The sequence below is a fragment of the Streptomyces sp. NPDC059852 genome (genome assembly GCF_042731455.1).
GTDB lineage: Bacteria > Actinomycetota > Actinomycetes > Streptomycetales > Streptomycetaceae > Streptomyces.
This window is the reverse complement of sequence record NZ_JBHWJK010000002.1, coordinates 56,772-77,410: the sequence shown is the minus strand read 5'-3', so window position 1 is coordinate 77,410 and position 20,639 is coordinate 56,772. Positions and strand designations below refer to the sequence as shown.

The following is a 20,639-nucleotide window of genomic DNA, read 5'->3' as shown; positions in this document are numbered from 1 at the left end:
CACCTGACGAACCACGGACAAAACGCGGACGCGAACTCGACGGGGGAGACACACATGGCGGAGACACGACGGCGGCTGCGGTCCAGCACGGTCGTCCTCGGTGGGATGGGAGTCATCGCCGCGGCCCTGACCTCGTGCGGCTCCGACCCCGACCGGCGCTGCGTCGACCGGGACAGCTACACCTACGAGGGCTACAAGGTCGTCGCGGACAAGAACTGCGCGGGCGGTTCGGGCTCCTCCAGCGGCAAGGGCCGCAAGACGTCCGGCCGCGGGGACGCCGCCTGGTACTACGACGCCGACGTGTCCCGCGGCCGTGCCGACTCCGGCACCTTCAGCCGCAGCGAGGCCGTCGACCGGGGCGGCTTCGGCTGCTCCGGCAGCGGCGGCGGCTGAGCGGAGGAGTCCCGATGCAGCGTCGCACCATCGAACCCCGCCCCGACTGGCAGCGGACCGTCGAGGAACAGGGCCTCGTCTACCCGCTCACCCGACACCCCGACGGCTCCCTGCGCCCCTACTGGGACGAGAGCGCCTACTACGTCTTCTCCCTGCAGGAGGTCGAGGCGCTGGAGGAGGTCGTCGCCGAACTGCACCACATGTGCCTCGCAGCCGCCGACCACATCGTCACGGCCGGCCGCTTCGCCGACCTCGGCATCACCGACCCGCGGGTCGTCGACGCGGTCACCGAGTCCTGGCACCGGCGCGCCGAACTCCCCTCCGTCTACGGTCGTTTCGACCTGCGCTACGACGGCACGGGCCCGGCCAAGCTGCTGGAGTACAACGCCGACACCCCGACCTCGCTGGTGGAGGCCGCCTCACCCCAGTGGTTCTGGATGGAGGAGCGCTTCCCCGGCGCCGACCAGTGGAACTCCCTCCACGAACGCCTCGTCGAGGCCTGGCGCGGCCAGGCGCACCGGCTCCCACCCGGCAGCCCCCTGTACTTCGCGTACTCCTCGGCCGACGAGCTCGGCGAGGACCTGATGACCGTCGCCTATCTGAAGGAGACGGCGGAGCAGGCCGGCCTGGACACCGGCTGGATCTCCATGGAGGAGATCGGCTGGGAGCACCTGTCGGGCCGCTTCGTCGACACCCGGCTCCGGTTCATCCGCAGCTGCTTCAAGCTCTACCCCTGGGAGTGGCTGACCACCGACCGGTTCGCCGGGCACGTCCTCGACACCCTCGACAACGGCGGCGGCACGGGCACCACCCTGTGGATCGAACCCGCCTGGAAGATGCTCCTCAGCAACAAGGCCCTCCTCGCCGTCCTGTGGGACCTCTACCCGGGCCACCCCAACCTCCTGCCCGCCCACCTCGACGGCCCCCGCGACCTGGCGGACACGACCGGCTACGTCGCCAAGCCGCTGCTCGGCCGTGAGGGCGCCGGGGTCACCGTGCACGAGAAGGGCGCCGCCGCCGAGGTGCGCGACGAGCCCTGCTGCTACCAGCAGCTGGCCCCGCTGCCCGTGTTCGACGGCAACCACGTCGTCCTCGGCGCCTGGGTCGTCGAGGACGAGCCGGCCGGCCTCGGCATCCGCGAGTCCTCCGGTCTCATCACGGACGAGTACGCCCGCTTCCTCCCGCACGTGATCCTCTGACGGCCCTCCCTGCCGCTCACGCCGGGCCCGCATGGTGGACGTGCGGACCCCCGGCGCGGACCGCCCGGTAGGCTGGCTCACGGGCCGTGACTGGCGCGCTGGGATGGACCAACCATCGGGGAGCGGCCCACTGGACCCCGTCCAGACCGAGTGCCGTGCGCCTGGGCCGTCCCGTGAACGCTGCACACGACGTCCGGAGGTCCCCATGCCAGCCGAGTCCCTCTCTCCCGAGTCCACCGCCTTCCGTGCCGCCCTCGACGTGATCCGCGCCGTCGAGCCGCGCGTGGCCGACGCCATCGGCCAGGAGGTCGCCGACCAGCGCGAGATGCTCAAGCTGATCGCCTCCGAGAACTACGCCTCCCCGGCCACCCTGCTGGCGATGGGCAACTGGTTCAGCGACAAGTACGCCGAGGGCACCGTCGGCCGCCGCTTCTACGCCGGCTGTCGCAACGTCGACACCGTCGAGTCCCTGGCCGCCGAACACGCCAAGGAACTGTTCGGCGCCCGGCACGCCTACGTCCAGCCGCACTCCGGCATCGACGCCAACCTGGTCGCCTTCTGGGCCGTCCTCGCCGACCGCGTCGAGGCCCCCGCCCTGGAGAAGGCCGGCGTCCGCCAGGTCAACGACCTCTCCGAGGCCGACTGGGCCGAACTGCGCCGCGCCTTCGGCAACCAGCGCATGCTCGGCATGTCCTTGGACGCCGGCGGCCACCTCACCCACGGCTTCCGCCCGAACATCTCCGGCAAGATGTTCGACCAGCGCTCCTACGGCACCGACCCGGCCACCGGCCTGATCGACTACGAGGCGCTGCGCGTGTCCGCCCGCGAGTTCAAGCCGCTCATCATCGTCGCCGGCTACTCCGCGTACCCCCGTCTCGTGAACTTCCGGATCATGCGCGAGATCGCCGACGAGGTCGGCGCCACGCTCATGGTCGACATGGCCCACTTCGCCGGTCTCGTCGCCGGCAAGGTCCTCACCGGCGACTTCGACCCGGTACCGCACGCCCAGATCGTCACCACCACCACCCACAAGTCGCTGCGCGGCCCGCGCGGCGGCATGGTGCTGTGCGACGACTCCCTCAAGGACCAGGTCGACCGCGGCTGCCCGATGGTCCTCGGCGGCCCGCTCCCGCACGTCATGGCCGCCAAGGCCGTCGCCCTCGCCGAGGCCCGCCAGCCCGCCTTCCAGGACTACGCCCAGCGCATCGTGGACAACTCCCGCGCGCTGGCCGAGGGCCTGACGCGCCGGGGCGCGACCCTGGTCACCGGCGGCACCGACAACCACCTGAACCTGATCGACGTCGCCTCCTCCTACGGCCTCACCGGCCGCCAGGCCGAGGCCGCGCTCCTCGACTCCGGCATCGTCACCAACCGCAACGCCATCCCGGCCGACCCGAACGGCGCCTGGTACACCTCCGGCATCCGCGTCGGCACGCCCGCCCTGACCACCCGTGGCCTGGGCACCGCCGAGATGGACGAGGTCGCCGCCCTCATCGACCGCGTCCTCACCACCACCGAGCCGGGCACCACCAAGTCGGGCGCCCCCTCCAAGGCGGCCCACGTCCTCGACGCGAAGGTCTCCGACGAGATCTCCCGCCGGGCCACCGACCTCGTGGCCGGCTTCCCGCTGTACCCGCAGGTCGACCTGGGCTGACGCCCCGGCGAGGCGCCCCGGTGACGCGCCCGGGTGACGCGCTCCGGGCCTCACCGGTCCAGATCGATCAGCTCCTGGCGCGGCTCCTCCTCCCGCGGCGGTCCGGCTCCCTGCCGGGCCGCCGCGCGGCGTATCAACACGGTCCCGCCCACCCCGGCCGCGAGCCCCACGGCGAGCCCCGCCACCCCCCAGCGCACCTCACCCGCACCCGGCCCGAAACCCTCCCGGCCACCGCCCCCGGCGACGGCCTCCGTCTCCGCCGGGCCGCCCTCCGCCCCGCCCAGCAGCCGCCCCCGCTCCAGCCGCTGGAGGACGGACCGCGGCGCGCGATGCCAGCGGATGTCGTCGTCCTCGACGTCCGGTGCGAGGTCCGAGCGCACCCACGGCGTACCGTCGACGGCCACGAACAGCTGGTCCTGCCGCCGCAGGGCCACGTCCCCGCCAGGCGCCCGGTCCGTCTGCGGCCAGCCGCCGACACCCGTCAGCCCCCAGAGGACGGTCAGCCGGACCGGCGGATGACGCCCCTCGACCCATGCCTCGGGCACCCGCTCGGTCCCCGTGTACGCGGGCTGGAACAGCTGCCACAGCCGGGCGAAGTCCCGGTCGCCGGAGTGCAGCGCCGTCGTCCGCCCACCGGTGCCCGCGACGACCACCGCCACATCGGGAACGTCCCGCACCCGCACCGGCGCCGCCGAGGCGCCCGCCACCGGCCCGCAGACCAGCGCCCCCGACACCAGCACGAGCACCACCGCACTCCCGGCCCGCCCCGACTCGCCCGCACCCCACCGCCGCCACCCTCCGCGCCGGCCGCGCCCCGCTCTCGCCGACATGACTCCCCTCCCCGTCCGACCTGTCCGGCCCGCCGCTCACACGTCCCGCAGCTCCTGGCGCGGCCCCGGCTCACCGCGCAGCCGGTCCCAGGGGCGCCGGCTCACCCACGGGCGCAGGCCCAGCGCCAGGACCGCTCCGGCCACCGCGCCCGGCCCCGCCCACCACCAGCCCGTACCGGCACCCGGTCCGGACGACGCCCGGGCGGCGGGCGGTGCCGAGGCAGCGGTCCCAGAAGCCTCGGCGACGGCCTCCGAGGGCCCGGCGACCGCCTCCGACGGCTCGGCGGCCGGTCCCGTCGGGACGTCCCGCGTCTCCTCGTACGCCCCCGGTGTCGAGGTCGGCCCGCCCGTCAGGTCCAGATCGTCGAACAGGGCGCGCAGCTCCCCCGGACGGGCGGCCCGGTACCAGGAGCCCCGCGTCTGCCGCTCGACGTCCGTCGTCCGGAATATCCACACGTCCTTGCCGCGGGCCATGCGGTGGACCCGGTCGATGCGCCACGGCATCACGTCGTGCACCATCCAGGTGACGTTGATCTGGTCGGCCGCCATCAACTCCTCGTCCGGCGGCTGCTCCCGGGACCCTCTGGCCGGGGTGCCGAGGAGCCTGTCCAGCGCCGCGTACTCACGGTCGGAGTGGTACAGCGCAGCCGTCCGCTGGTTCCCAGGCGCCGCCAGGAGCACGCTGGTCGGCCCGCCCGCGGACGCCATCGGAGCCGCTCCCCACAGCAGCAGGGCAAACCCCGCCAGCAACGCCCCGCCCACGCCCACGAGTCGGCGCCCCACGCCCCGCGGCCGGCCCTCTCCCACTGCCCACATCCGAACCCCCAACCCGAGCGGTCCCCTCGCGGCCCGTCCCCGAGCCGCATGTCACTTCTGGTACACCGCCCGACCCCTCCCAGTTCCCACCCCCGGCCCGGCATTTTCGGCCTCAGTCCTCCAGCGACCGGGCGATCCCCGTCGCCCGCCCGACCCCCTCGACGCCCTCCAGCCGGAGCGTCACCGTCTCGCCCCCTGCCTGGTGCGTCCACAGCAGCGTCGGACCGGCCGGGCGGACCTCCCGCTGGAAGAGGCCGTGCGTGTCCGTGAGCCAGACGGAGAGCAGATGCGGCCGGTCGAACCACAGAGCCGTCCCGGGTACGTCGCCGTCCGTCCCGTCCGGACCGAGCGTGATCCACTGCGGCTGGACACGGACGGTCTTGCCGAAGCGGACGTCCAGCCCGGCCCGCCGCTCGTCCAGCCGGACCGTGCGCCCGTCGTCGTACCAGCAGAGGCTGATCAGGAACCGGTCGCGCGGCTCACGGGTGACGGCGACCGCGTCCGGGGTCCCGAGCCGCGCGGGCACCACCGGGGCGAACCCGGCGCGGCGCTCCGCCTCGGCGAGCGGCACCGAGCGTCCGCAGCCGGGGACGCGGGCACCGGGCGCGGGTGTCGCCGACGGGTCGTACCGGATCTCGGCGCCCGCGAAGCCGAACCAGTCGAGGACGGCCGCCCGCACCGGAGGCGTGAGAACGAGCACGGTCACCAGGCCGCACAGCGCGGCGGTCAGCGCGCGCCACCGCCGCCGCGCCCAGCGCCGCAGGGCGCGCAGCCGCTCGCGCCGGCCCGGCGGTTCGGGCGCGGCGACGGACAGATGCTCGGCGAGTATCTCGGTCAGCACCCGCTCGACCATCGTCTCGGCGCCGTCGGGCCCGCCGCGCGCGTCCAGGGAACGCCCCAGCGCCCGCAGCTCCTCGGGCAGGCCGGAGCCCTCCCCGCCGTGATCGCGGTCTCCGCCGGGCTTGCGTCCGTCACCCATGCTCCTCACCCCCTTCCCGCGGCTCGAACTCCGGGAGCAGCCGCCCGAGCTTGCGCAGCGCGCGGTTCAGCCGGGACTTCACCGTGCCACGGGGCCATCCCAGCGCCTGGGCCGTCTCGGTCTCGTCCATCTCCAGGAGATAGCGGTAGGTGACGACCAGCCGGTGCTCCTCGCTCAGCCGGCCGAGGGCGGCCTGGAGCGCGGCCCGGCGCTCCCGCTCCAGCGCGGCGACCGCCGGGTCCGCCGCGTCCGGTATCAGCGGGTCCGCCTCGACCAGCGCGGCCTCACGCCCGGCGAGGGTGCGCCGGCGGGCCGCCGCCCGCACTGTGTTCCTCGTCTCATTGGCCACGATCGACAGCAGCCACGGCCGGAAGGCCGAGCCCTCCTTGAAACGGCCCAGCGAGCAGTACGCCTTGACGAACGCCTGCTGCACCACGTCCTCCGCGTCCGCACCCGCGCCGAGCGCGGCGGCCGCCCTGAGCGCGATACCCGTATGAGCCCGCACCAGCTGCGCGTACGCCTCCGGCTCCCCGGCGCGTACGCGTGCGATCACCGCGGCCTCATCGACGATGCGGCCCCCCTCCCGCGTCCTCACATCTTTGGTACACCGCCCGGACCGGATCGGTTCCCCTCCCGGCACGACCCGTTCCTTCTGCCGTCGTGGCCCGTTCCGGACCGGACCCCGGGACCTGAGAGAATGGGCGGCATGGCCACTGATCGCCCACTCGCCGCCCACGACCACCCGCAGGGGAACGGCTCCGCCGTGCCGGGCAGCCCGCGCGTACTCTCCGGGATCCAGCCCACCGCCGGGTCGTTCCACCTCGGCAACTACCTCGGCGCCGTCCGCCAGTGGGTGGCGCTCCAGGACACCCACGACGCGTTCTACATGGTCGTCGACCTGCACGCGATCACGGTCCCGCAGGACCCGGCCGAGCTGCGCGCCAACACCCGGCTCGCCGCCGCCCAGCTGCTGGCCGCCGGACTCGACCCGGACCGCTGCACGCTGTTCGTGCAGAGCCACGTCCCCGAGCACGCCCAGCTCGCCTGGGTGATGAACTGCCTCACCGGCTTCGGCGAGGCCAGCCGCATGACCCAGTTCAAGGACAAGTCCGCCAAGCAGGGCGCGGACCGCGCCTCGGTCGGCCTGTTCACGTACCCGGTGCTCCAGGTCGCGGACATCCTGCTGTACCAGGCCAACGAGGTCCCCGTCGGCGAGGACCAGCGCCAGCACATCGAGCTCACCCGTGACCTCGCCACGCGCTTCAACGGCCGTTTCGGCGAGACCTTCACGCTCCCGAAGCCGTACATCCTCAAGGAGACGGCGAAGATCTACGACCTCCAGGACCCGTCGATCAAGATGAGCAAGTCGGCGTCCACGCCGAAGGGCCTGATCAACCTCCTGGACGAGCCGAAGGCCACCGCCAAGAAGGTCAGGAGCGCGGTCACCGACACGGACACCGTCATCCGCTACGACACCGAGAACAAGCCGGGCGTCAGCAACCTGCTCACGATCTACTCGACCCTCACGGGTACGGGAATCGGGGAACTGGAGCAGAAGTACGACGGCAAGGGCTACGGTGCGCTCAAGACGGACCTCGCCGAGGTCATGGTCGAGTTCGTGACGCCCTTCCGGGAGCGCACCCAGCAGTATCTGGACGACCCGGAGACACTCGACTCGATCCTGGCCAAGGGGGCGGAGAAGGCGCGTGCCGTCGCCGCGGAGACGCTCTCCCAGGCGTACGACAGGGTCGGCTTCCTGCCCGCCAAGCACTGACCCCGCCCCACCGGGGGCGGCGGGACGCGGTGGTGCGCCGGACGCACCACCGCACAGCGCTGCACATCACTTCGGTTGCGCCTGCCCGCGACGGGGCCGTGGCCGTACAGTCGATATCGGGTGACGGCATGGGCCGTCACCCGCGCTCACCCGATGGGCACGAGCTCCGCGACGGCGGACTCACCGACGAACGACAGGAGACGACGTGGGGACCGTAACGATCGGTGTGTCGATCGCGGTCCCGGAGCCTCACGGCAGCCTGCTCCAGGAGCGGCGCGCGGGCTTCGGCGACGCCGCGGCTCACGGCATCCCCACGCACGTCACCCTGCTGCCGCCGACCGAGGTCGACTCCTCGCTGCTGCCGGCGATCGAGGCGCATCTGGCGGAGGTCGCGGCGAACGGTCGCCCCTTCCCGATGCGGCTGTCCGGCACGGGCACCTTCCGGCCGCTGTCGCCGGTGGTCTTCGTCCAGGTCGTCGAGGGCGCCGAGGCCTGCACCTGGCTGCAGAAGCAAGTACGGGACGCCTCCGGTCCGGTCGCGCGCGAGCTGCAGTTCCCGTACCACCCGCATGTGACCGTCGCCCACGGCATCGACGAGGAGTCGATGGACCGCGCGTTCGAGGAGCTGGCCGACTACCGGGCCGAGTGGCCCTGCACCGGCTTCGCCCTGTACGAGCAGGGCGCCGACGGCGTCTGGCGCAAGCTGCGGGACTTCACCTTCGGCGGCCCGGTGGTGCCCCCGCAGGCCGGACACGTCGAACGCGGCTCCATCCCGGCGACGTAGCCGCCGCCCTCACACGGGCAGCCGGCGGAAGACCGCGCGCGGGACGTGCCGCAGCGCCGACATCACCACACGGAGCGCGCCCGGCACCCACACCGTCTCCGAGCGCCGCCGCAGCCCCACCTCGATCGCCGTGGCGACCGCCTCCGGGGTGGTCGCGAACGGCGCCTCCTCGCGGTCGGCGGTCATCTTCGAGCGGACGAACCCGGGGCGGACGACCATGACGTGCACGCCGGTGCCGTGCAGCGCGTCGCCCAGTCCCTGGGTGAAGGCGTCCAGGCCGGCCTTGCTGGAGCCGTAGATGAAGTTGGCGCGGCGCGCCCGCTCGCCGGCGACCGAGGACAGCACGACCAGCGAGCCGTGCCCCTGGGACTGCAGGGCGCAGGCGCTGACCAGGGCGGCGGACACGGCCCCCGTGTAGTTCGTCTGGGCGACCCGGACCGCGTTCAGCGGCTCGCGTTCGTCGCGCGCCTGGTCGCCGAGGATGCCGAAGGCGAGCAGCACCATGTCGATGTCGCCCTCGGCGAACACCTTGCCGAGCACCGCCTCGTGGGACTCGGGGTCCAGCGCGTCGAAGGCGACCGTGCGCACGTCGGCCCCGAGGGCCCGCAGATCGGCGGCGGACCGGTCCAGGGCGGGCGAGGGGCGGCCCGCCAGCCAGACGGTGCGGGTGCGGCGCGTGATCAGCCGGCGGGCGGTGGCCAACGCGATCTCGGATGTGCCGCCGAGGACGAGCAGGGACTGGGGAATGCCGAAGGCGTCCTTCACGACAACTCCTTGAGGGGGTGGAAAGCCGGGGTCAGAGGTCGAGGCGGCGGGCCAGGTCCGAGACGAAGACCCCGCGCGGGTCCATGCGGGCGCGCAGCGCGCGGAAGTCGTCCAGGCGCGGGTACATCGCGGCGAGCAGTTCGGGCCGCAGCCGGGAGTCCTTGGCGAGGTACACGCGTCCGCCGGCCGCGGCCACGTCCTCGTCCAGCGTGTCCAGGAGGGCGCCGAGGCCCGGCAGTCCGGCGGGGATGTCCAGGGCCAGGGTCCAGCCTGGCTGGGGGAACGAGAGCCAGCCCGGGTCGGCGTCCCCGAACCGCTTCAGGACGGCCAGGAAGGACGGGCAGCGGTGCTCGGACACCCGCCGCACGATCCGGCGCAGGGTGTCCTCCTGGCCGTGCCCGACGGTGAACTGGTACTGCACGAAGCCGCCCCGGCCGTAGATCCGGTTCCAGTGCGGCACCCCGTCGAGCGGGTGGAAGAAGGCGGACAGCTTCTGCAGTTGGCCGGTCCGCGCGCGGGGCGCCCTGCGGTACCAGAGCTCGTTGAACCAGCCGACCGTACGGCGGCTCAGCAGCCCTTCGGGCAGTACGGCGGGGACGGCCGGCAGCCGGGAGGGCCGGAAGGCGAGCGGGTCCCTTCGCGCGCGCGTGCCCTTCGGCAGCGCCTCCAGGGGGGCGTGGTCGCCCCGGGTGAGCACCGCGCGCCCGGTCGCGGCGCCGCGCGCCAGCAGGTCGATCCAGGCGACCGAGTACCGGTACTGGTCGTCGGTGGCGGTCATCCGGGCCATCACGTCGTCCAGGTCGCGCGCCCGCTCGGTGTCGACGGTCATCAGTGAGGTCCGCACCGGCTGGAGTTGCAGGGTGGCGGTGAGGATCACGCCGGTCAGGCCCATGCCGCCGGTGGTGGCGTCGAACAGGGGGGTGCCGCGCGGGACCGTGCGGATCTCGCCGTCGGCGGTGAGGAGTTCCAGCGACAGGACGTGCCGGGAGAAGGAGCCGGACACATGGTGGTTCTTGCCGTGGATGTCCGCGCCGATCGCGCCGCCGACCGTCACATAGCGGGTCCCCGGGGTGACGGGCACGAACCAGCCGAGCGGCAGCAGGACCTCCATGAGCCGGTGCAGGGAGACGCCCGCGTCGCACGAGACGACCCCGCCCGCCACGTCGACGGCGTGCACCCGGTCCAGGCCGGTCATGTCGAAGATCGCGCCTCCGGCGTTCTGCGCCGCGTCCCCGTACGCCCGTCCCAGGCCCCGGGGGATGCCGCCGCGGGCGCCGCAGGAGCGGACCGCGGCCGCGGCCTCCTCGTAGGTCCGCGGACGGATCAGCAGGGACGTGGTGGGGGCGGTGCGGCCCCATCCCGTGACGGAGACGGTGTCGGCAGGCATGTCGGCGACCGTAGCGCCCGCTTGTGCGGCATTACTTCTGAAACATCCCTGCCCTCCCCGAAATGGGTGATTAATGGGATGTCGCTCAATATTGCCGTAATGGCGTCCTCCTGGGCGTGAACAGTGGGTCCACATGGACCACCTCGACGCCATCGACCGGCCAGGCCTTCGGGGCGCGGACCACCGCATCCTGACCGCCCTGCACGCCCGTGCCCGCGACCCGAGGGTCGCCGGCGCCGCCCGAGCCCTGTCCTGGACGGGCGAACACGGCGCCCTGTGGCTGGCGGCGGGGCTGACGGGGGCCGCCGTGGACGGCGGGCGGCGCGGCGCCTGGCTGCGCGGCACGGCGCTCACGGCCGGGGCCCACCTCGTCAGCATGGCGGTCAAACGGGTCGTGCGCCGCCCGCGCCCTGCGCACGTCGAACCGCTGGTGCGCACCGCGGGCCGGCACTCCTTCCCGAGCTCCCACGCCGCCTCCGCGACCGCCGCGGCCGTCGCGTTCGGAGCGCTCGGTGTGCCCGCGATCGCGCCGCTCGCCGCCGCGATGTGCCTGTCGCGTCTCGTCGCCGGCGTGCACTACCCCTCCGACGTGGCCGCGGGCGCGGCCCTCGGCGCGCTCACGGCGGGCCTCGGAGCACGCTGGATGGGCACGGGAGGCGTCCGTGGCTGAGGCCGGCCCCTTGACGAGCGCCGCCCGCGCCGGGGAGGCGACGCTCCACGAGCAGCGCCGACCGGCGTCCCGGACGGAGCCCTCCTCCGGCGGGCGCGGCCCGCGAGGCGTGGCGACGGGCCTGCTCAGGACCGCGCGTCCGAAGCAGTGGGTCAAGAACGTCCTGGTCGTCGCCGCCCCGGCCGCCGCGGGCCGGCTCTTCTCCGTGCACGCCCTGACCCAGGTGGCCCTTGTCTTCGTGCTGTTCACCGCCTGCGCCGCCGCCGTCTACCTGGTCAACGACGCCCGCGACGCCGAGGCGGACCGCGCCCACCCCACCAAGCGCCGCCGCCCGGTCGCCGCCGGACAGGTGCCCGTCCCCGTCGCGTACGCCGCCGGAGGCGTCCTCGCCGTCCTCGCGCCCGCCCTCGCCGTCCGGCTGGCCTCCCCGGCCGTCGCGGCCCTGCTGGTGGCCTACGTGGGCATGCAACTGGCGTACTGCGTGCGTCTCAAGCACGTCCTCGTCGTCGACCTCGCGGTCGTCACGACCGGGTTCCTGATGCGGGCCGTGGCCGGCGGGCTCGCGCTCGGCATCCCGCTCTCGCGCTGGTTCCTCATCACCACCGGGTTCGGGGCGCTGTTCATGGTGGCGGCCAAGCGGTACTCCGAGGCCGTCCAGATGGCCGGGAAGGCGGGCGCCACGCGCGCGTTGCTCACCGAGTACACCCCGGGCTACCTGCGCTTCGTCTGGCAGCTCGCGGCCGGCGTCGCCGTGCTCGGGTACTGCCTGTGGGCCCTGGAGGAGGGCGGTGTGCCGCACACCAGCGTGCTGCCCTGGCGCCAGCTGTCCATGGTCGCCTTCGTCCTCGCGATCCTGCGGTACGCCGTGTTCGCCGACCGGGGCACCGCGGGTGAGCCCGAGGAGGTGGTCCTGCGCGACCGGGCCCTGGCGGTCATCGGGGTGGTGTGGATGACGATGTACGCGCTGGCGGTGGCCAATTGGTAGGGGCGCGACCCGCCCGCCGCGAGGTCCTGGGGTTCGCCGCCGCCGGGCTCGCCGCCTACGCCGTCGACCTCGCGCTGTTCACCGCCCTGCGCGGGCCCGCAGGCCTCGGCCCGCTCACCGCCAAGGGCCTGTCCTTCCTCGCCGGCTGCACGGTCGCCTACGCCGGCAACGCCCTCGGCACCTACCGGCACACCCGGCCGCACGGGCCGCACCCCTACGCCGCCTTCCTCGCGGTGAACGCCGCCGGGGCCGCCGTCCAGCTGCTCTGCCTGGCCCTGAGCCACTACGGGCTCGGGTTCACCTCCCAGCGCGCGGACACCGTCTCGGGGGCGGTCGTCGGCATGGCGCTGGCTACGGTCCTGCGGTTCTGGGGCACACGGACATGGGTGTTCCGTGCGGAGGGGAGAGTCGGATCGTGGACTGGCTGAAGAGACTCCCCGTCGTGGGGCCCTGGGTGGCCCGGCTGATGACCACGCACGCGTGGCGGTCCTACGAGCGCCTCGACAGGGTGAAGTGGACACGACTGGCGGCGGCGATGACCTTCGTCAGCTTCGTCGCGCTGTTCCCGCTGCTCACCGTGGCGGCGGCGATCGCGGCCGCCACGCTCAGCACGGAGCAGCAGGACAAGCTCCAGGACAAGCTGGCCGACCAGGTCCCCGGCATCTCCGACCAGCTCGACATCAACACCCTCGTGCAGAACGCCGGCACCGTCGGCCTCATCGCGGGCGCCGCCCTGCTGCTCACCGGCATCAGCTGGGTGGGCTCGGTGCGCGAGTGCCTGCGCGCGGTCTGGGAGCTGCCCGACGAGGAGGAGAACCCGCTGCTGCACAAGGCCAAGGACGCCGTCGTCCTGGTCGGCCTCGGCGGCGCGATCCTGGTGACGATCCTCGCGTCCACCGTGGCCTCCGCGGCGGTCGGCTGGACGACCCGTCAGCTCGGTGTGGACGAGGGCGGCTGGGGCGGGGTCCTGCTGCGGGCCGCCGCCTTCCTGGTCGCGGTCCTCGCCGGCTTCCTGGTCCTGCTGTACGTGCTGACCCTGCTGCCGGGCGTCGAACCGCCGCGCCGCCGGCTGGTGGTGGCCGCCCTGATCGGCGCGATCGGCTTCGAGCTGCTGAAACTCCTGCTCAGCGGCTACATCCAGGGTGTGGCCACGAAGAGCATGTACGGCGCGTTCGGCGTGCCCGTCGCCCTGCTGCTGTGGATCAACTTCACGTCGAAACTGGTGGTGTTCTGCGCGGCCTGGACGGCGACCGGCAGCAAGGAGGCCGAGCTGGGGGACGGGTCCGCGGCACCGGAGACCTCCGGCGGCCCGGACCCGTCCGGCGGACCAGGGATCAGGAACGGCCCCGGCGGCGCACCAGGTCGGGCAGCGGCCACCGGCGGTTGACCAGGAAGACGCCCGCGCCGAGCAGCGCGAGGACGCCCGCGGCGATGCCGAGCGCGACCCCGACGCCGCCCGACCCGCCGGCCGCGGAGGCGCCCACGGCGGGCTTGGCGGACTTCTCCGCACCCTTGGCGCCCCCGGCCTCCCCGGTCGTGCCCGCGCCGGGCTCCGCGCCGCCCTGAGCGCTCTTCGGCGCCACCAGCTCACCCACCGGCTGCACCTTGCCGGCCGCCTGGAAGCCCCAGTCGAGCAGCCGCGCGGACTCCTTGTAGACCTCGTTGTGCTCCTGCTTCTCGGGGTTCATCACCGTGACGAGCAGCACCCTGCCGTCGCGCTCGGCGACCCCGGTGAAGGTGTGACCGGCGTTGGTGGTGTAGCCGTTCTTCACCCCGGCGATGCCCGGATACACCGAGATGTCCGAGTCGCCGCGCAGCAGCCGGTTGGTGTTCTGGATCTCGAAGGACCCGCGCACCGACTTGCCCTTGCTCTTCTTCGTCGCACCCGGGAACTTCGTGGTGACCGTCGAGCAGTACTCCCGGAAGTCCTTCTTCTGCAGCCCGGAACGCGCGAACAGCGTCAGGTCGTACGCCGACGACACCTGCCCCGGGGCGTCGTAGCCGTCGGGGGAGACCACGTGCGTGTCGAGGGCCTGCAGCTCCTCGGCGTGCTCGTTCATCTCCCGCACGGTCTTGTCGACGCCGCCGTTCATCGCGGACAGCACGTGCACGGCGTCGTTGCCCGAGGCCAGGAAGACACCGAGCCACAGGTCGTGCACCGAGTACGTCTCGTTCTCCTTTATGCCGACCACGCTGGAGCCGGCACCGACGCCGGCCAGGTCGGACACGGCCACCTTGTGCTCGGTGGTCTTCGGGAAGCGGGGCAGCACGGTGTCGGCGAACAGCATCTTCATGGTGCTCGCCGGGGCCAGCCGCCAGTGCGCGTTGTGCGCGGCGAGCACATCGCCGGACTCGGCGTCGGCGACGATCCAGGAGCGGGCCGACAGGTCCTTCGGCAGGACGGGGGCGCCGCCCGCCAGGTTCACCTGGGTGCCGGGCCGGCCCAGCAGCTCCCCGCCCACCGTCGACATGTCCGCCGGGGGTGTGGCCGAAGGGCTCGTACTCGGCGACGGCCTGGGGGCCGCGTGCGCGACGGGCACGGTCAGCGCGAGGGACGACGACAGGACGGCGGAGGCGACCAGCAGGCCACGCCTGGCGGTCTTCGTAGGTGCGGGCACGAGCGGAAACGTACAGGGCGTTCCCGTGGAAGTCCCGTTCCCGCCCCCACCCCGCTCCGTGCACCCGGCGGGGGACGGCGATACTGAGGACATGAAGCTCAGCCGCCCCGTCTCCTGGTTCCTGCTCGCCTTCGGAGTGTGGAGCTGGGTCATCTGGGTCACTTTCGTCAAAAACCTGATCAAGGACAGCAGCGGGCTCGCGTTCGAGGACGGGCAGCCCACGGCGTACTTCTGGGTGCATCTGCTGCTCGCCGTCGTCTCCTTCGTACTGGGGACGGTCGTCGGGGCCATCGGGTTGCGCGGAGTGCGCGCACTGCGCCGGACGTCATAGGAACTCGGCCACCGGTCCGGACGTTCACCGGGCACGTGAGGGAAAGGGAACGCCGGCGTGGTCATCGTCTTCGCGCTCGTCGCACTGCTCGTGGTGTCCGTGCTGGTGACGGGCAACTGGTGGGTGTGGCGCCGCCTCTTCCGCGACACGACCCGCGCTCCGGGGACCGTGCGCCGCGTGGGCGTGGCCGTGATCGCCGGTGGCTGGGCGCTGACGGTCGGCGCCCTGGTCGCCGAGCGCGCGGGCGCGCCCTTCTGGCTCCAGCGGGCCCTGGCCTGGCCGGGCTTCCTGTGGCTGGCCCTGTCGCTGTACCTGCTGCTGTTCCTGCTGGCCGGTGAGCTCGTACGGCCGCTGCTGCGCCGCCGGCTCGACCGGCGGGCGGGCGCCGGCGCGTCCGCGGCGCGGCCCGAGCCGGACGCCGCCGAGCCCGCCGCCCCGGCCACCGCGGCGGCCGGCCCGCGCGGCCCCCGGGGCGCGTCCCCGGCCAGGGGCCGCACACCGGCGCTCACCGCCGACCCGCCCGCGGCCGGCTCCGACGGCCCGGACGAAGCCCGGCCTCAGCCCAGCCGGCGCCTGTTCGTCTCCCGGGTGGTCGCCGGCACCGCCGCGGCGGCCGCCGTCGGCACCGTCGGCTACGGCACCGGCACCGTGCTGCGCGGCCCGAGGGTCAAGCGGGTCACCGTCCCGCTGGCCAAGCTCCCGCGCGCGGCCCACGGTTACCGGATCGCCGTCGTCAGCGACATCCACCTCGGACCTGTCCTGGGCCGCGGCTTCGCGCAGAAGGTCGTCGACACGATCAACGGCACCCAGCCCGACCTCATCGCGGTCGTCGGTGACCTGGTGGACGGCAGCGTCAAGGACCTCGGCCCGGCGGCCGCCCCGCTCGCGCAGCTGAGAGCGCGCGACGGCAGCTTCTTCGTCACCGGCAACCACGAGTACTTCTCGGGCGCCGCGCAATGGGTCCAGGAGGTGCGCCGGCTGGGCCTGCGCCCCCTGGAGAACGCCCGCACGGAACTGCCCCACTTCGACCTGGCCGGCGTCAACGACGTGGCGGGCGAGGACGAGGGGCAGGGCCCCGACTTCGCGCGGGCGCTCGACGACCGCGACAAGGCACGCGCGTGCGTGCTCATGGCCCACCAGCCGGTCCAGATCCACGACGCCGTCGAGCACGGCGTGGACCTCCAGCTCTCCGGGCACACCCACGGCGGCCAGCTCTGGCCGGGCAGCCTCATCGCCGAGCTGGCGAACCCGACGGTGGCGGGACTGGAGCGCTACGGCGACACCCAGCTGTACGTCAGCCGGGGCGCGGGCGCCTGGGGCCCGCCCACGCGTGTGGGCGCCCCCTCCGACATCACCGTGATCGAGCTGGCGTCCCGTCAGGCCTGACCTGCGTGTGCCCGCGAGGTGGCCGAATCGTGAAACCTGCTGGAAACGCCCGTAGGTAAGTTCTTTCTCATGTCGGCAGAATCCCCTTCCGCCCGATGAAACCCGTGTGGTTAGGTGTGCCCGCCACTTAGGGGAGTGGCTGAAAAACAAACAGCTTCACGCGGGGGCCCTGCGGGGCCTGGGGAGAGGGCACACCCATGCGTACGGTTCGCATGCGGATTCTCGCGACGCTGCTCGTGCTGGCAGCCGTGGGAGTGGGTGGCTGGCAGTTGCTGCCGTCACAGCAGAACCAGGAACGAACCATCACGGTCGGCACGACGGACGCCGTCACCTCGCTCGACCCGGCCGGCGCCTACGACGCCGGCTCATGGGCGTTGTTCAGCAACGTCTTCCAGTCGCTGATGACCTTCGAGGCCGGCGGTGTCACACCCGTCCCGGACGCCGCCGAGAGCTGCGGCTTCGTCGGCGACGGGCTGCGGACGTACCGCTGCACGCTGCGCGAGGGCATCACGTTCCCGAGCGGGCGGGCGATGACCGCGGAGGACGTCAAGTACTCCTTCGACCGCGTCAAGCGGATCAACTCGGACGTCGGCCCGGTCTCCCTGCTGGACACGCTCGGCTCGGTGCGCGCGAGCGGCCGTACCGTCACCTTCCGGCTGTCGTCGCCCGACGCCACGTTCCCGCTCAAGGTCGCCACCGGCGCCGGCGCCATCGTCGACCGGGAGAAGTACCCGGCGGGCGAGCTGCGCACCGGTGACTCCGTGGACGGCACCGGCCCGTACACGCTGTCCGGCTACAGCGAGGGCAAGCAGGCCCTGCTCGACCCCAACCCCCGGTACAAGGGCGCCGTCGGCGGCGGCGCCACCCCGGTCGAACTGCGCTACTACTCCGACGCCGGCGCCCTCGGCGACGCCTGGACCGACCGGCGGATCGACGTCGCCACGCGCACGCTGCCGCCCCGCGTCCTCGCCGGCCTCAACGCGGCCGACACCGACCAGCGCGTCTCGGAGGCCGACAGCTCCGAGGTCCGCAACCTGTACTTCAACACCCGCGCTTCCTCCCCGCTGCACGACGTGCGGGTGCGCAAGGCCATGGCGTGGCTGGTGGACCGCGAGAAGCTGGCCGCCACCGTCTACAAGGGGACCGTCGACCCCCTGTACTCGCTGATCCCGACCGGCATCACCGGCCACACCACCTCGTTCTTCGACGCCTACCCGAAGCAGAGCACCGCGAAGGCGCGCGCCCTGCTGGAGAACGCCGGGATCACCCTGCCGGTGCGCTTCACCTACGGCTTCGCGACGGGCCGCGGCTCCGGCGGCGAGGAGGCCGAGGAGATCAAGCAGCAGCTGGAGGCGAGCGGCCTGTTCAAGGTCGACGTCAAGGGCTACGAGTGGACCGACTTCCAGAAGCGCTGGGCGGGCGGCAAGCTCGACGCGTACGCGGTCGGCTGGGTCGCGGACTTCCCCGACCCGGACACCTACGGCGGCCCCCTCGTCGGGACCAAGGGCACCATGAACACCGGCTACAGCGACAGGACGGTCGACCGGCTGATCACCGCCAGCCAGCAGTACGGCGACCGCGCGCAGGCCACCCGGGACTTCCGGGACATGCAGGAGGCCGTCGCCCGGAACGTGCCGCTGATCCCGCTGTGGCAGGCCAAGGAGTACGTCGTCACCACCGAGGACGTCGGCGGCGGACAGTACCTCTCGGACGGCACCGGCGTGTTCCGGCTGTGGAGCCTCGACTGGATCTGACGCGGGACGGACCCGGCCGGCCGTGTCAGGAGACGGGCACCGCCGGCAGGGTCACCGTGACCGCCAGCCCCTCACCGGGCGCCGTCCGCACGGCGACCTCGCCGCCGTGCGCCTCCACCACGCCCTGCACGATCGCCATGCCCAGACCGCTGCCCGCGCCCCCGCCGGCCCGGAAGAACCGGTCGAAGACCCGGGCCGCGTCCTCCTCGCACAGCCCCGGCCCCCGGTCGCGCACACACAGCCGTACGGCCCTGTCGTCCCGCTCCACCTCCAGCCGCACCGGCACGTCGGCAGGCGTGTGCGTGCGGACGTTGCTCAGCAGATTGCCCAGCACCTGACGCAGCCCCGACTCGTCGGCGTGCACGAGGAGCGACCCCTCGGCGCCGACGGTCAGCGGCCGTTCGGGCTGCTGCACCCGCAGGTCCTCCGCCGCCTCCCGCACCAGCCGGCTCAGGTCCACGTTGCGGAACCGCAGGGCGGGCCGCTGGTCGAGGCGGGCCAGGGTGAGCAGTTCGTCGACGAGCCGGCCCATCCGGTCCACCTCCCCGTTCATCCGGTCCCACACTCGTTTGCGCTCGGCCTGGTCCGGCAGCATCCCCTTGTCGTACAGCTGGAGATAGCCGCGGATCGCGGACAGCGGGGTGCGCAGCTCGTGCGAGGCGTCGCCGACGAAGCGCCGCAGCTGGGCCGCGCTGCGCTCGCGCGTACGGTACGCGGACTCCACCTGGTGCAGCATGGAGTTGAGGGCCAGCCGCAGCTGCTCGACCTCCAGGGTGGCGTTGCCGCTGGAGGGGACACGCCGGGTCAGATCGCCCTCGGCGATGGCCGACGACGTCTCCACCATGTCCTCCAGCGGCCGCAGCCGCCGGCGCACACCGAACATCGTCAGACAGCCCAGCAGGGCCAGCAGGCCGGTGCCGACGGCCAGGTCCATCTTGAGCGCCTTGCCCATGCCCTCGTGCAGTCCCTCGGTGGGGACGGCGACCAGCACGACGGTGCCGTCCGCCAGCCGGGCCCCCGCCATCCGGTAGCGCTCGCCCTCGACCGTGACGTCCCTCGGCTCCTCGTCGGCGGCCAGCGCCGTCGGATCGTCGACGGCCGACGCGAGGGCGTGCTGGCGGGGTGTGGGCCGCAGCGGGCCCAGGGCGACCGGCTCTCCGGTGGGGCCGACGGCGACGTACACCATGGACGGGCCCGGCAGCGGGTCGGTGTCGGTGGCGCCGTCCCCGCTGAACCGGTCCAGGGCGATGCCCAGTTCGCTCAGCGACTCGATCTGGCGCAGGGTGAACCCGGCCTGGCTGAGCGTGCCGCGCGCGCTCTTGAGCTCGGTGTCGACCTTGTCGAGCAGATAGAACCGCGCGGTCATCAGGCTGACGGCGGTCGCGACGACGATGCCCGCGGCCAGCAGCGCGACGTTCACCAGGGTCAGCTTGCCGCGCAGCGAGCGTATGCCGTGGCGCCGGCACCGCTCCAGCAGGTGCCGGGGCCTCATGCCAGCCCGTATCCGACGCCGCGCCGGGTGGTGATCACCGGGGGCCCCAGGGCGTCCAGCTTGCGCCGCAGATAGCTGATGTACGTCTCGACGACGGTCGACTCCGGCGGGGTGTGCTCGTACTGCCAGACATGGCGCAGGAGCTGCTCCTTGGGCACGACCCGGCCGCCGTTGCGCACCAGGAAGCGCAGCAACGCGTACTCGGTGGGCGTTAGTTCGACCGTGCGGCCCGCGCGGCGCACCGAGTACGTCGTCTCGTCCAGCTCCAGATCGCCGTAGCGCAGCGGCGGACGCTGGGGCAGGACGTCGGCGGGGCGGGTGCGGCGCAGCACCGCCGTGATCCGGGCGACGACGACGTCCACGTCGAACGGTTTGGTGATGTAGTCGTCGCCGAAGCCGAGGGCGCCGACGATCTCCGCGGGCGCGTCGCGCGCGGTGAGGAAGACCAGGGCCAGCTCCGGCCGGCTGCGCCGCAGTTCACGGCCGAGGGCGCGGCCGTCGCCGTCCGGGAGCATGACGTCGAGCAGCGCCACGTCCGGCCGGGTGCGCTCGGCGAGGGCCACCGCGTCGCGGACGGTGCCCGCCGTCATCACCTCGAACCGGTGGTAGCGCAGGGCGATCCCGAGGACGTCCGCGATGCTCTCCTCGTCCTCCACGACCAGCACGGTGCCTGAAGCCGTCGTCATGCCCCCAGTATCGGCGGGCCCGCGCGCGCCCGGGCCGGTTCCGTCTTTGGAGTTCCTTGAGAGTCATGGCCGTCGCCTGCCGTGCGGGCGGACGCACACCCAATGCTGTTGCGCAGGACCTGGGGGACCATCCGAC

General features: G+C 73.3%; 21 protein-coding genes and 1 riboswitch. Of the genes, 12 read left to right on the top strand and 9 right to left on the bottom strand.

Features of this window, described 5'->3' with window-relative positions:
- Nucleotides 1-54 precede the first annotated feature (54 nt).
- The 3 genes from ACFV46_RS02690 to ACFV46_RS02680 all read left to right on the top strand — a co-directional run bounded on the left by ACFV46_RS02690 (nt 55) and on the right by ACFV46_RS02680 (nt 3,246).
- Nucleotides 55-393 (top strand): hypothetical protein, encoded by a 339-nt coding sequence (locus ACFV46_RS02690; RefSeq protein WP_361926777.1) that lies wholly within the window; start codon nt 55-57, stop codon nt 391-393.
- Nucleotides 394-407: 14 nt separating this feature from the next.
- Nucleotides 408-1,592, top strand: a complete 1,185-nt coding sequence (locus ACFV46_RS02685) for a glutathionylspermidine synthase family protein (protein WP_361926775.1) — start codon at nt 408-410, stop codon at nt 1,590-1,592.
- 76 nt (nt 1,593-1,668) lie between these two features.
- Nucleotides 1,669-1,766: riboswitch (ZMP/ZTP riboswitch) on the top strand.
- A gap of 31 nt (nt 1,767-1,797) precedes the next feature.
- The gene (locus tag ACFV46_RS02680; RefSeq protein WP_361926773.1) at nt 1,798-3,246 is read left to right on the top strand and encodes a glycine hydroxymethyltransferase; all 1,449 of its coding nucleotides are present in this window, start codon (nt 1,798-1,800) and stop codon (nt 3,244-3,246) included.
- Between the two features lie 50 nt (nt 3,247-3,296).
- On the opposite strand, the gene ACFV46_RS02675 is transcribed toward ACFV46_RS02680, so the two are convergent.
- The 4 genes from ACFV46_RS02675 to ACFV46_RS02660 all read right to left on the bottom strand — a co-directional run bounded on the left by ACFV46_RS02675 (nt 3,297) and on the right by ACFV46_RS02660 (nt 6,466).
- Nucleotides 3,297-4,076: a hypothetical protein gene (locus tag ACFV46_RS02675; RefSeq protein WP_385496796.1), complete on the bottom strand. Its 780-nt coding sequence runs from the start codon at nt 4,074-4,076 to the stop codon at nt 3,297-3,299.
- Between the two features lie 36 nt (nt 4,077-4,112).
- Nucleotides 4,113-4,784 (bottom strand): hypothetical protein, encoded by a 672-nt coding sequence (locus tag ACFV46_RS02670; protein ID WP_385496795.1) that lies wholly within the window; start codon nt 4,782-4,784, stop codon nt 4,113-4,115.
- A gap of 220 nt (nt 4,785-5,004) precedes the next feature.
- Nucleotides 5,005-5,871, bottom strand: coding sequence for a hypothetical protein (locus ACFV46_RS02665; RefSeq protein ID WP_385496794.1), 867 nt, complete (start codon nt 5,869-5,871; stop codon nt 5,005-5,007).
- Nucleotides 5,864-6,466, bottom strand: a complete 603-nt coding sequence (locus tag ACFV46_RS02660) for a sigma-70 family RNA polymerase sigma factor (RefSeq protein ID WP_361926763.1) — start codon at nt 6,464-6,466, stop codon at nt 5,864-5,866. The genes ACFV46_RS02665 and ACFV46_RS02660 overlap by 8 nt, the downstream gene beginning before the upstream one ends.
- A gap of 111 nt (nt 6,467-6,577) precedes the next feature.
- Between ACFV46_RS02660 and trpS the strand changes: the two genes are divergently transcribed.
- Nucleotides 6,578-7,645: a tryptophan--tRNA ligase gene (gene trpS / locus ACFV46_RS02655; RefSeq protein WP_283286877.1), complete on the top strand. Its 1,068-nt coding sequence runs from the start codon at nt 6,578-6,580 to the stop codon at nt 7,643-7,645.
- Between the two features lie 205 nt (nt 7,646-7,850).
- A complete protein-coding gene (locus ACFV46_RS02650) occupies nt 7,851-8,429 on the top strand; it encodes a 2'-5' RNA ligase family protein (RefSeq protein WP_361926761.1) in 579 nt (192 codons plus the stop codon).
- 9 nt (nt 8,430-8,438) lie between these two features.
- On the opposite strand, the gene ACFV46_RS02645 is transcribed toward ACFV46_RS02650, so the two are convergent.
- Both ACFV46_RS02645 and ACFV46_RS02640 read right to left on the bottom strand, forming a co-directional pair.
- Complete coding sequence (locus ACFV46_RS02645; protein WP_361926759.1) at nt 8,439-9,194, bottom strand: decaprenylphospho-beta-D-erythro-pentofuranosid-2-ulose 2-reductase; 756 nt, start codon at nt 9,192-9,194, stop codon at nt 8,439-8,441.
- 31 nt (nt 9,195-9,225) lie between these two features.
- Nucleotides 9,226-10,581: an FAD-binding oxidoreductase gene (locus ACFV46_RS02640; RefSeq protein WP_361926757.1), complete on the bottom strand. Its 1,356-nt coding sequence runs from the start codon at nt 10,579-10,581 to the stop codon at nt 9,226-9,228.
- Between the two features lie 133 nt (nt 10,582-10,714).
- On the opposite strand from ACFV46_RS02640, the gene ACFV46_RS02635 reads away from it, so the two are divergent.
- From ACFV46_RS02635 to ACFV46_RS02620, 4 genes are read left to right on the top strand one after another with little or no spacing between them, the layout of a single operon-like run.
- Complete coding sequence (locus ACFV46_RS02635) at nt 10,715-11,251, top strand: phosphatase PAP2 family protein (RefSeq protein ID WP_361926754.1); 537 nt, start codon at nt 10,715-10,717, stop codon at nt 11,249-11,251.
- Nucleotides 11,244-12,236: a decaprenyl-phosphate phosphoribosyltransferase gene (locus ACFV46_RS02630; protein WP_361926751.1), complete on the top strand. Its 993-nt coding sequence runs from the start codon at nt 11,244-11,246 to the stop codon at nt 12,234-12,236. The genes ACFV46_RS02635 and ACFV46_RS02630 overlap by 8 nt, the downstream gene beginning before the upstream one ends.
- Nucleotides 12,230-12,664: a GtrA family protein gene (locus tag ACFV46_RS02625; protein WP_385496793.1), complete on the top strand. Its 435-nt coding sequence runs from the start codon at nt 12,230-12,232 to the stop codon at nt 12,662-12,664. Before ACFV46_RS02630 ends, ACFV46_RS02625 begins: the two co-directional genes overlap by 7 nt.
- Entirely contained in the window at nt 12,652-13,623 is a 972-nt protein-coding gene (locus ACFV46_RS02620) for a YihY/virulence factor BrkB family protein (RefSeq protein ID WP_361926746.1), read from the top strand. Before ACFV46_RS02625 ends, ACFV46_RS02620 begins: the two co-directional genes overlap by 13 nt.
- Here the strand turns inward: ACFV46_RS02620 and ACFV46_RS02615 are convergent.
- On the bottom strand, nt 13,571-14,854 hold the full coding sequence (locus tag ACFV46_RS02615) for a D-alanyl-D-alanine carboxypeptidase family protein (RefSeq protein ID WP_385496791.1): 1,284 nt from the start codon (nt 14,852-14,854) through the stop codon (nt 13,571-13,573). The genes ACFV46_RS02620 and ACFV46_RS02615 overlap by 53 nt on opposite strands.
- Nucleotides 14,855-14,945: 91 nt before the next feature.
- Here ACFV46_RS02615 and ACFV46_RS02610 point away from each other — a divergent pair, with 91 nt between their 5' ends.
- From ACFV46_RS02610 to ACFV46_RS02600, 3 genes are all read left to right on the top strand, one after another.
- Entirely contained in the window at nt 14,946-15,185 is a 240-nt protein-coding gene (locus ACFV46_RS02610; protein ID WP_062664383.1) for an SCO4848 family membrane protein, read from the top strand.
- A 57-nt stretch (nt 15,186-15,242) separates the two neighbouring features.
- A complete protein-coding gene (locus tag ACFV46_RS02605) occupies nt 15,243-16,571 on the top strand; it encodes a metallophosphoesterase (RefSeq protein ID WP_385496790.1) in 1,329 nt (442 codons plus the stop codon).
- A 197-nt stretch (nt 16,572-16,768) separates the two neighbouring features.
- Nucleotides 16,769-18,325: an ABC transporter substrate-binding protein gene (locus tag ACFV46_RS02600; protein ID WP_385496789.1), complete on the top strand. Its 1,557-nt coding sequence runs from the start codon at nt 16,769-16,771 to the stop codon at nt 18,323-18,325.
- Nucleotides 18,326-18,350: 25 nt separating this feature from the next.
- On the opposite strand, the gene ACFV46_RS02595 is transcribed toward ACFV46_RS02600, so the two are convergent.
- Both ACFV46_RS02595 and ACFV46_RS02590 read right to left on the bottom strand, forming a co-directional pair.
- Complete coding sequence (locus tag ACFV46_RS02595) at nt 18,351-19,817, bottom strand: ATP-binding protein (RefSeq protein ID WP_376729902.1); 1,467 nt, start codon at nt 19,815-19,817, stop codon at nt 18,351-18,353.
- On the bottom strand, nt 19,814-20,503 hold the full coding sequence (locus ACFV46_RS02590) for a response regulator transcription factor (RefSeq protein ID WP_361926732.1): 690 nt from the start codon (nt 20,501-20,503) through the stop codon (nt 19,814-19,816). Before ACFV46_RS02590 ends, ACFV46_RS02595 begins: the two co-directional genes overlap by 4 nt.
- Between the last annotated feature and the right edge of the window lie 136 nt (nt 20,504-20,639).

Coding starts and splice junctions, on each gene's coding strand:
- ACFV46_RS02690 (WP_361926777.1), top strand. CDS start 55: ATGGCGGAGACACGACGGCGGCTGCGGTCCAGCACGGTCGTCCTCGGT.
- ACFV46_RS02685 (WP_361926775.1), top strand. CDS start 408: ATGCAGCGTCGCACCATCGAACCCCGCCCCGACTGGCAGCGGACCGTC.
- ACFV46_RS02680 (WP_361926773.1), top strand. CDS start 1,798: ATGCCAGCCGAGTCCCTCTCTCCCGAGTCCACCGCCTTCCGTGCCGCC.
- ACFV46_RS02675 (WP_385496796.1), bottom strand. CDS start 4,076: ATGTCGGCGAGAGCGGGGCGCGGCCGGCGCGGAGGGTGGCGGCGGTGG.
- ACFV46_RS02670 (WP_385496795.1), bottom strand. CDS start 4,784: ATGGCGTCCGCGGGCGGGCCGACCAGCGTGCTCCTGGCGGCGCCTGGG.
- ACFV46_RS02665 (WP_385496794.1), bottom strand. CDS start 5,871: ATGGGTGACGGACGCAAGCCCGGCGGAGACCGCGATCACGGCGGGGAG.
- trpS (WP_283286877.1), top strand. CDS start 6,578: ATGGCCACTGATCGCCCACTCGCCGCCCACGACCACCCGCAGGGGAAC.
- ACFV46_RS02640 (WP_361926757.1), bottom strand. CDS start 10,581: ATGCCTGCCGACACCGTCTCCGTCACGGGATGGGGCCGCACCGCCCCC.
- ACFV46_RS02635 (WP_361926754.1), top strand. CDS start 10,715: ATGGACCACCTCGACGCCATCGACCGGCCAGGCCTTCGGGGCGCGGAC.
- ACFV46_RS02610 (WP_062664383.1), top strand. CDS start 14,946: ATGAAGCTCAGCCGCCCCGTCTCCTGGTTCCTGCTCGCCTTCGGAGTG.
- ACFV46_RS02600 (WP_385496789.1), top strand. CDS start 16,769: ATGCGTACGGTTCGCATGCGGATTCTCGCGACGCTGCTCGTGCTGGCA.
- ACFV46_RS02595 (WP_376729902.1), bottom strand. CDS start 19,817: ATGAGGCCCCGGCACCTGCTGGAGCGGTGCCGGCGCCACGGCATACGC.
- ACFV46_RS02590 (WP_361926732.1), bottom strand. CDS start 20,503: ATGACGACGGCTTCAGGCACCGTGCTGGTCGTGGAGGACGAGGAGAGC.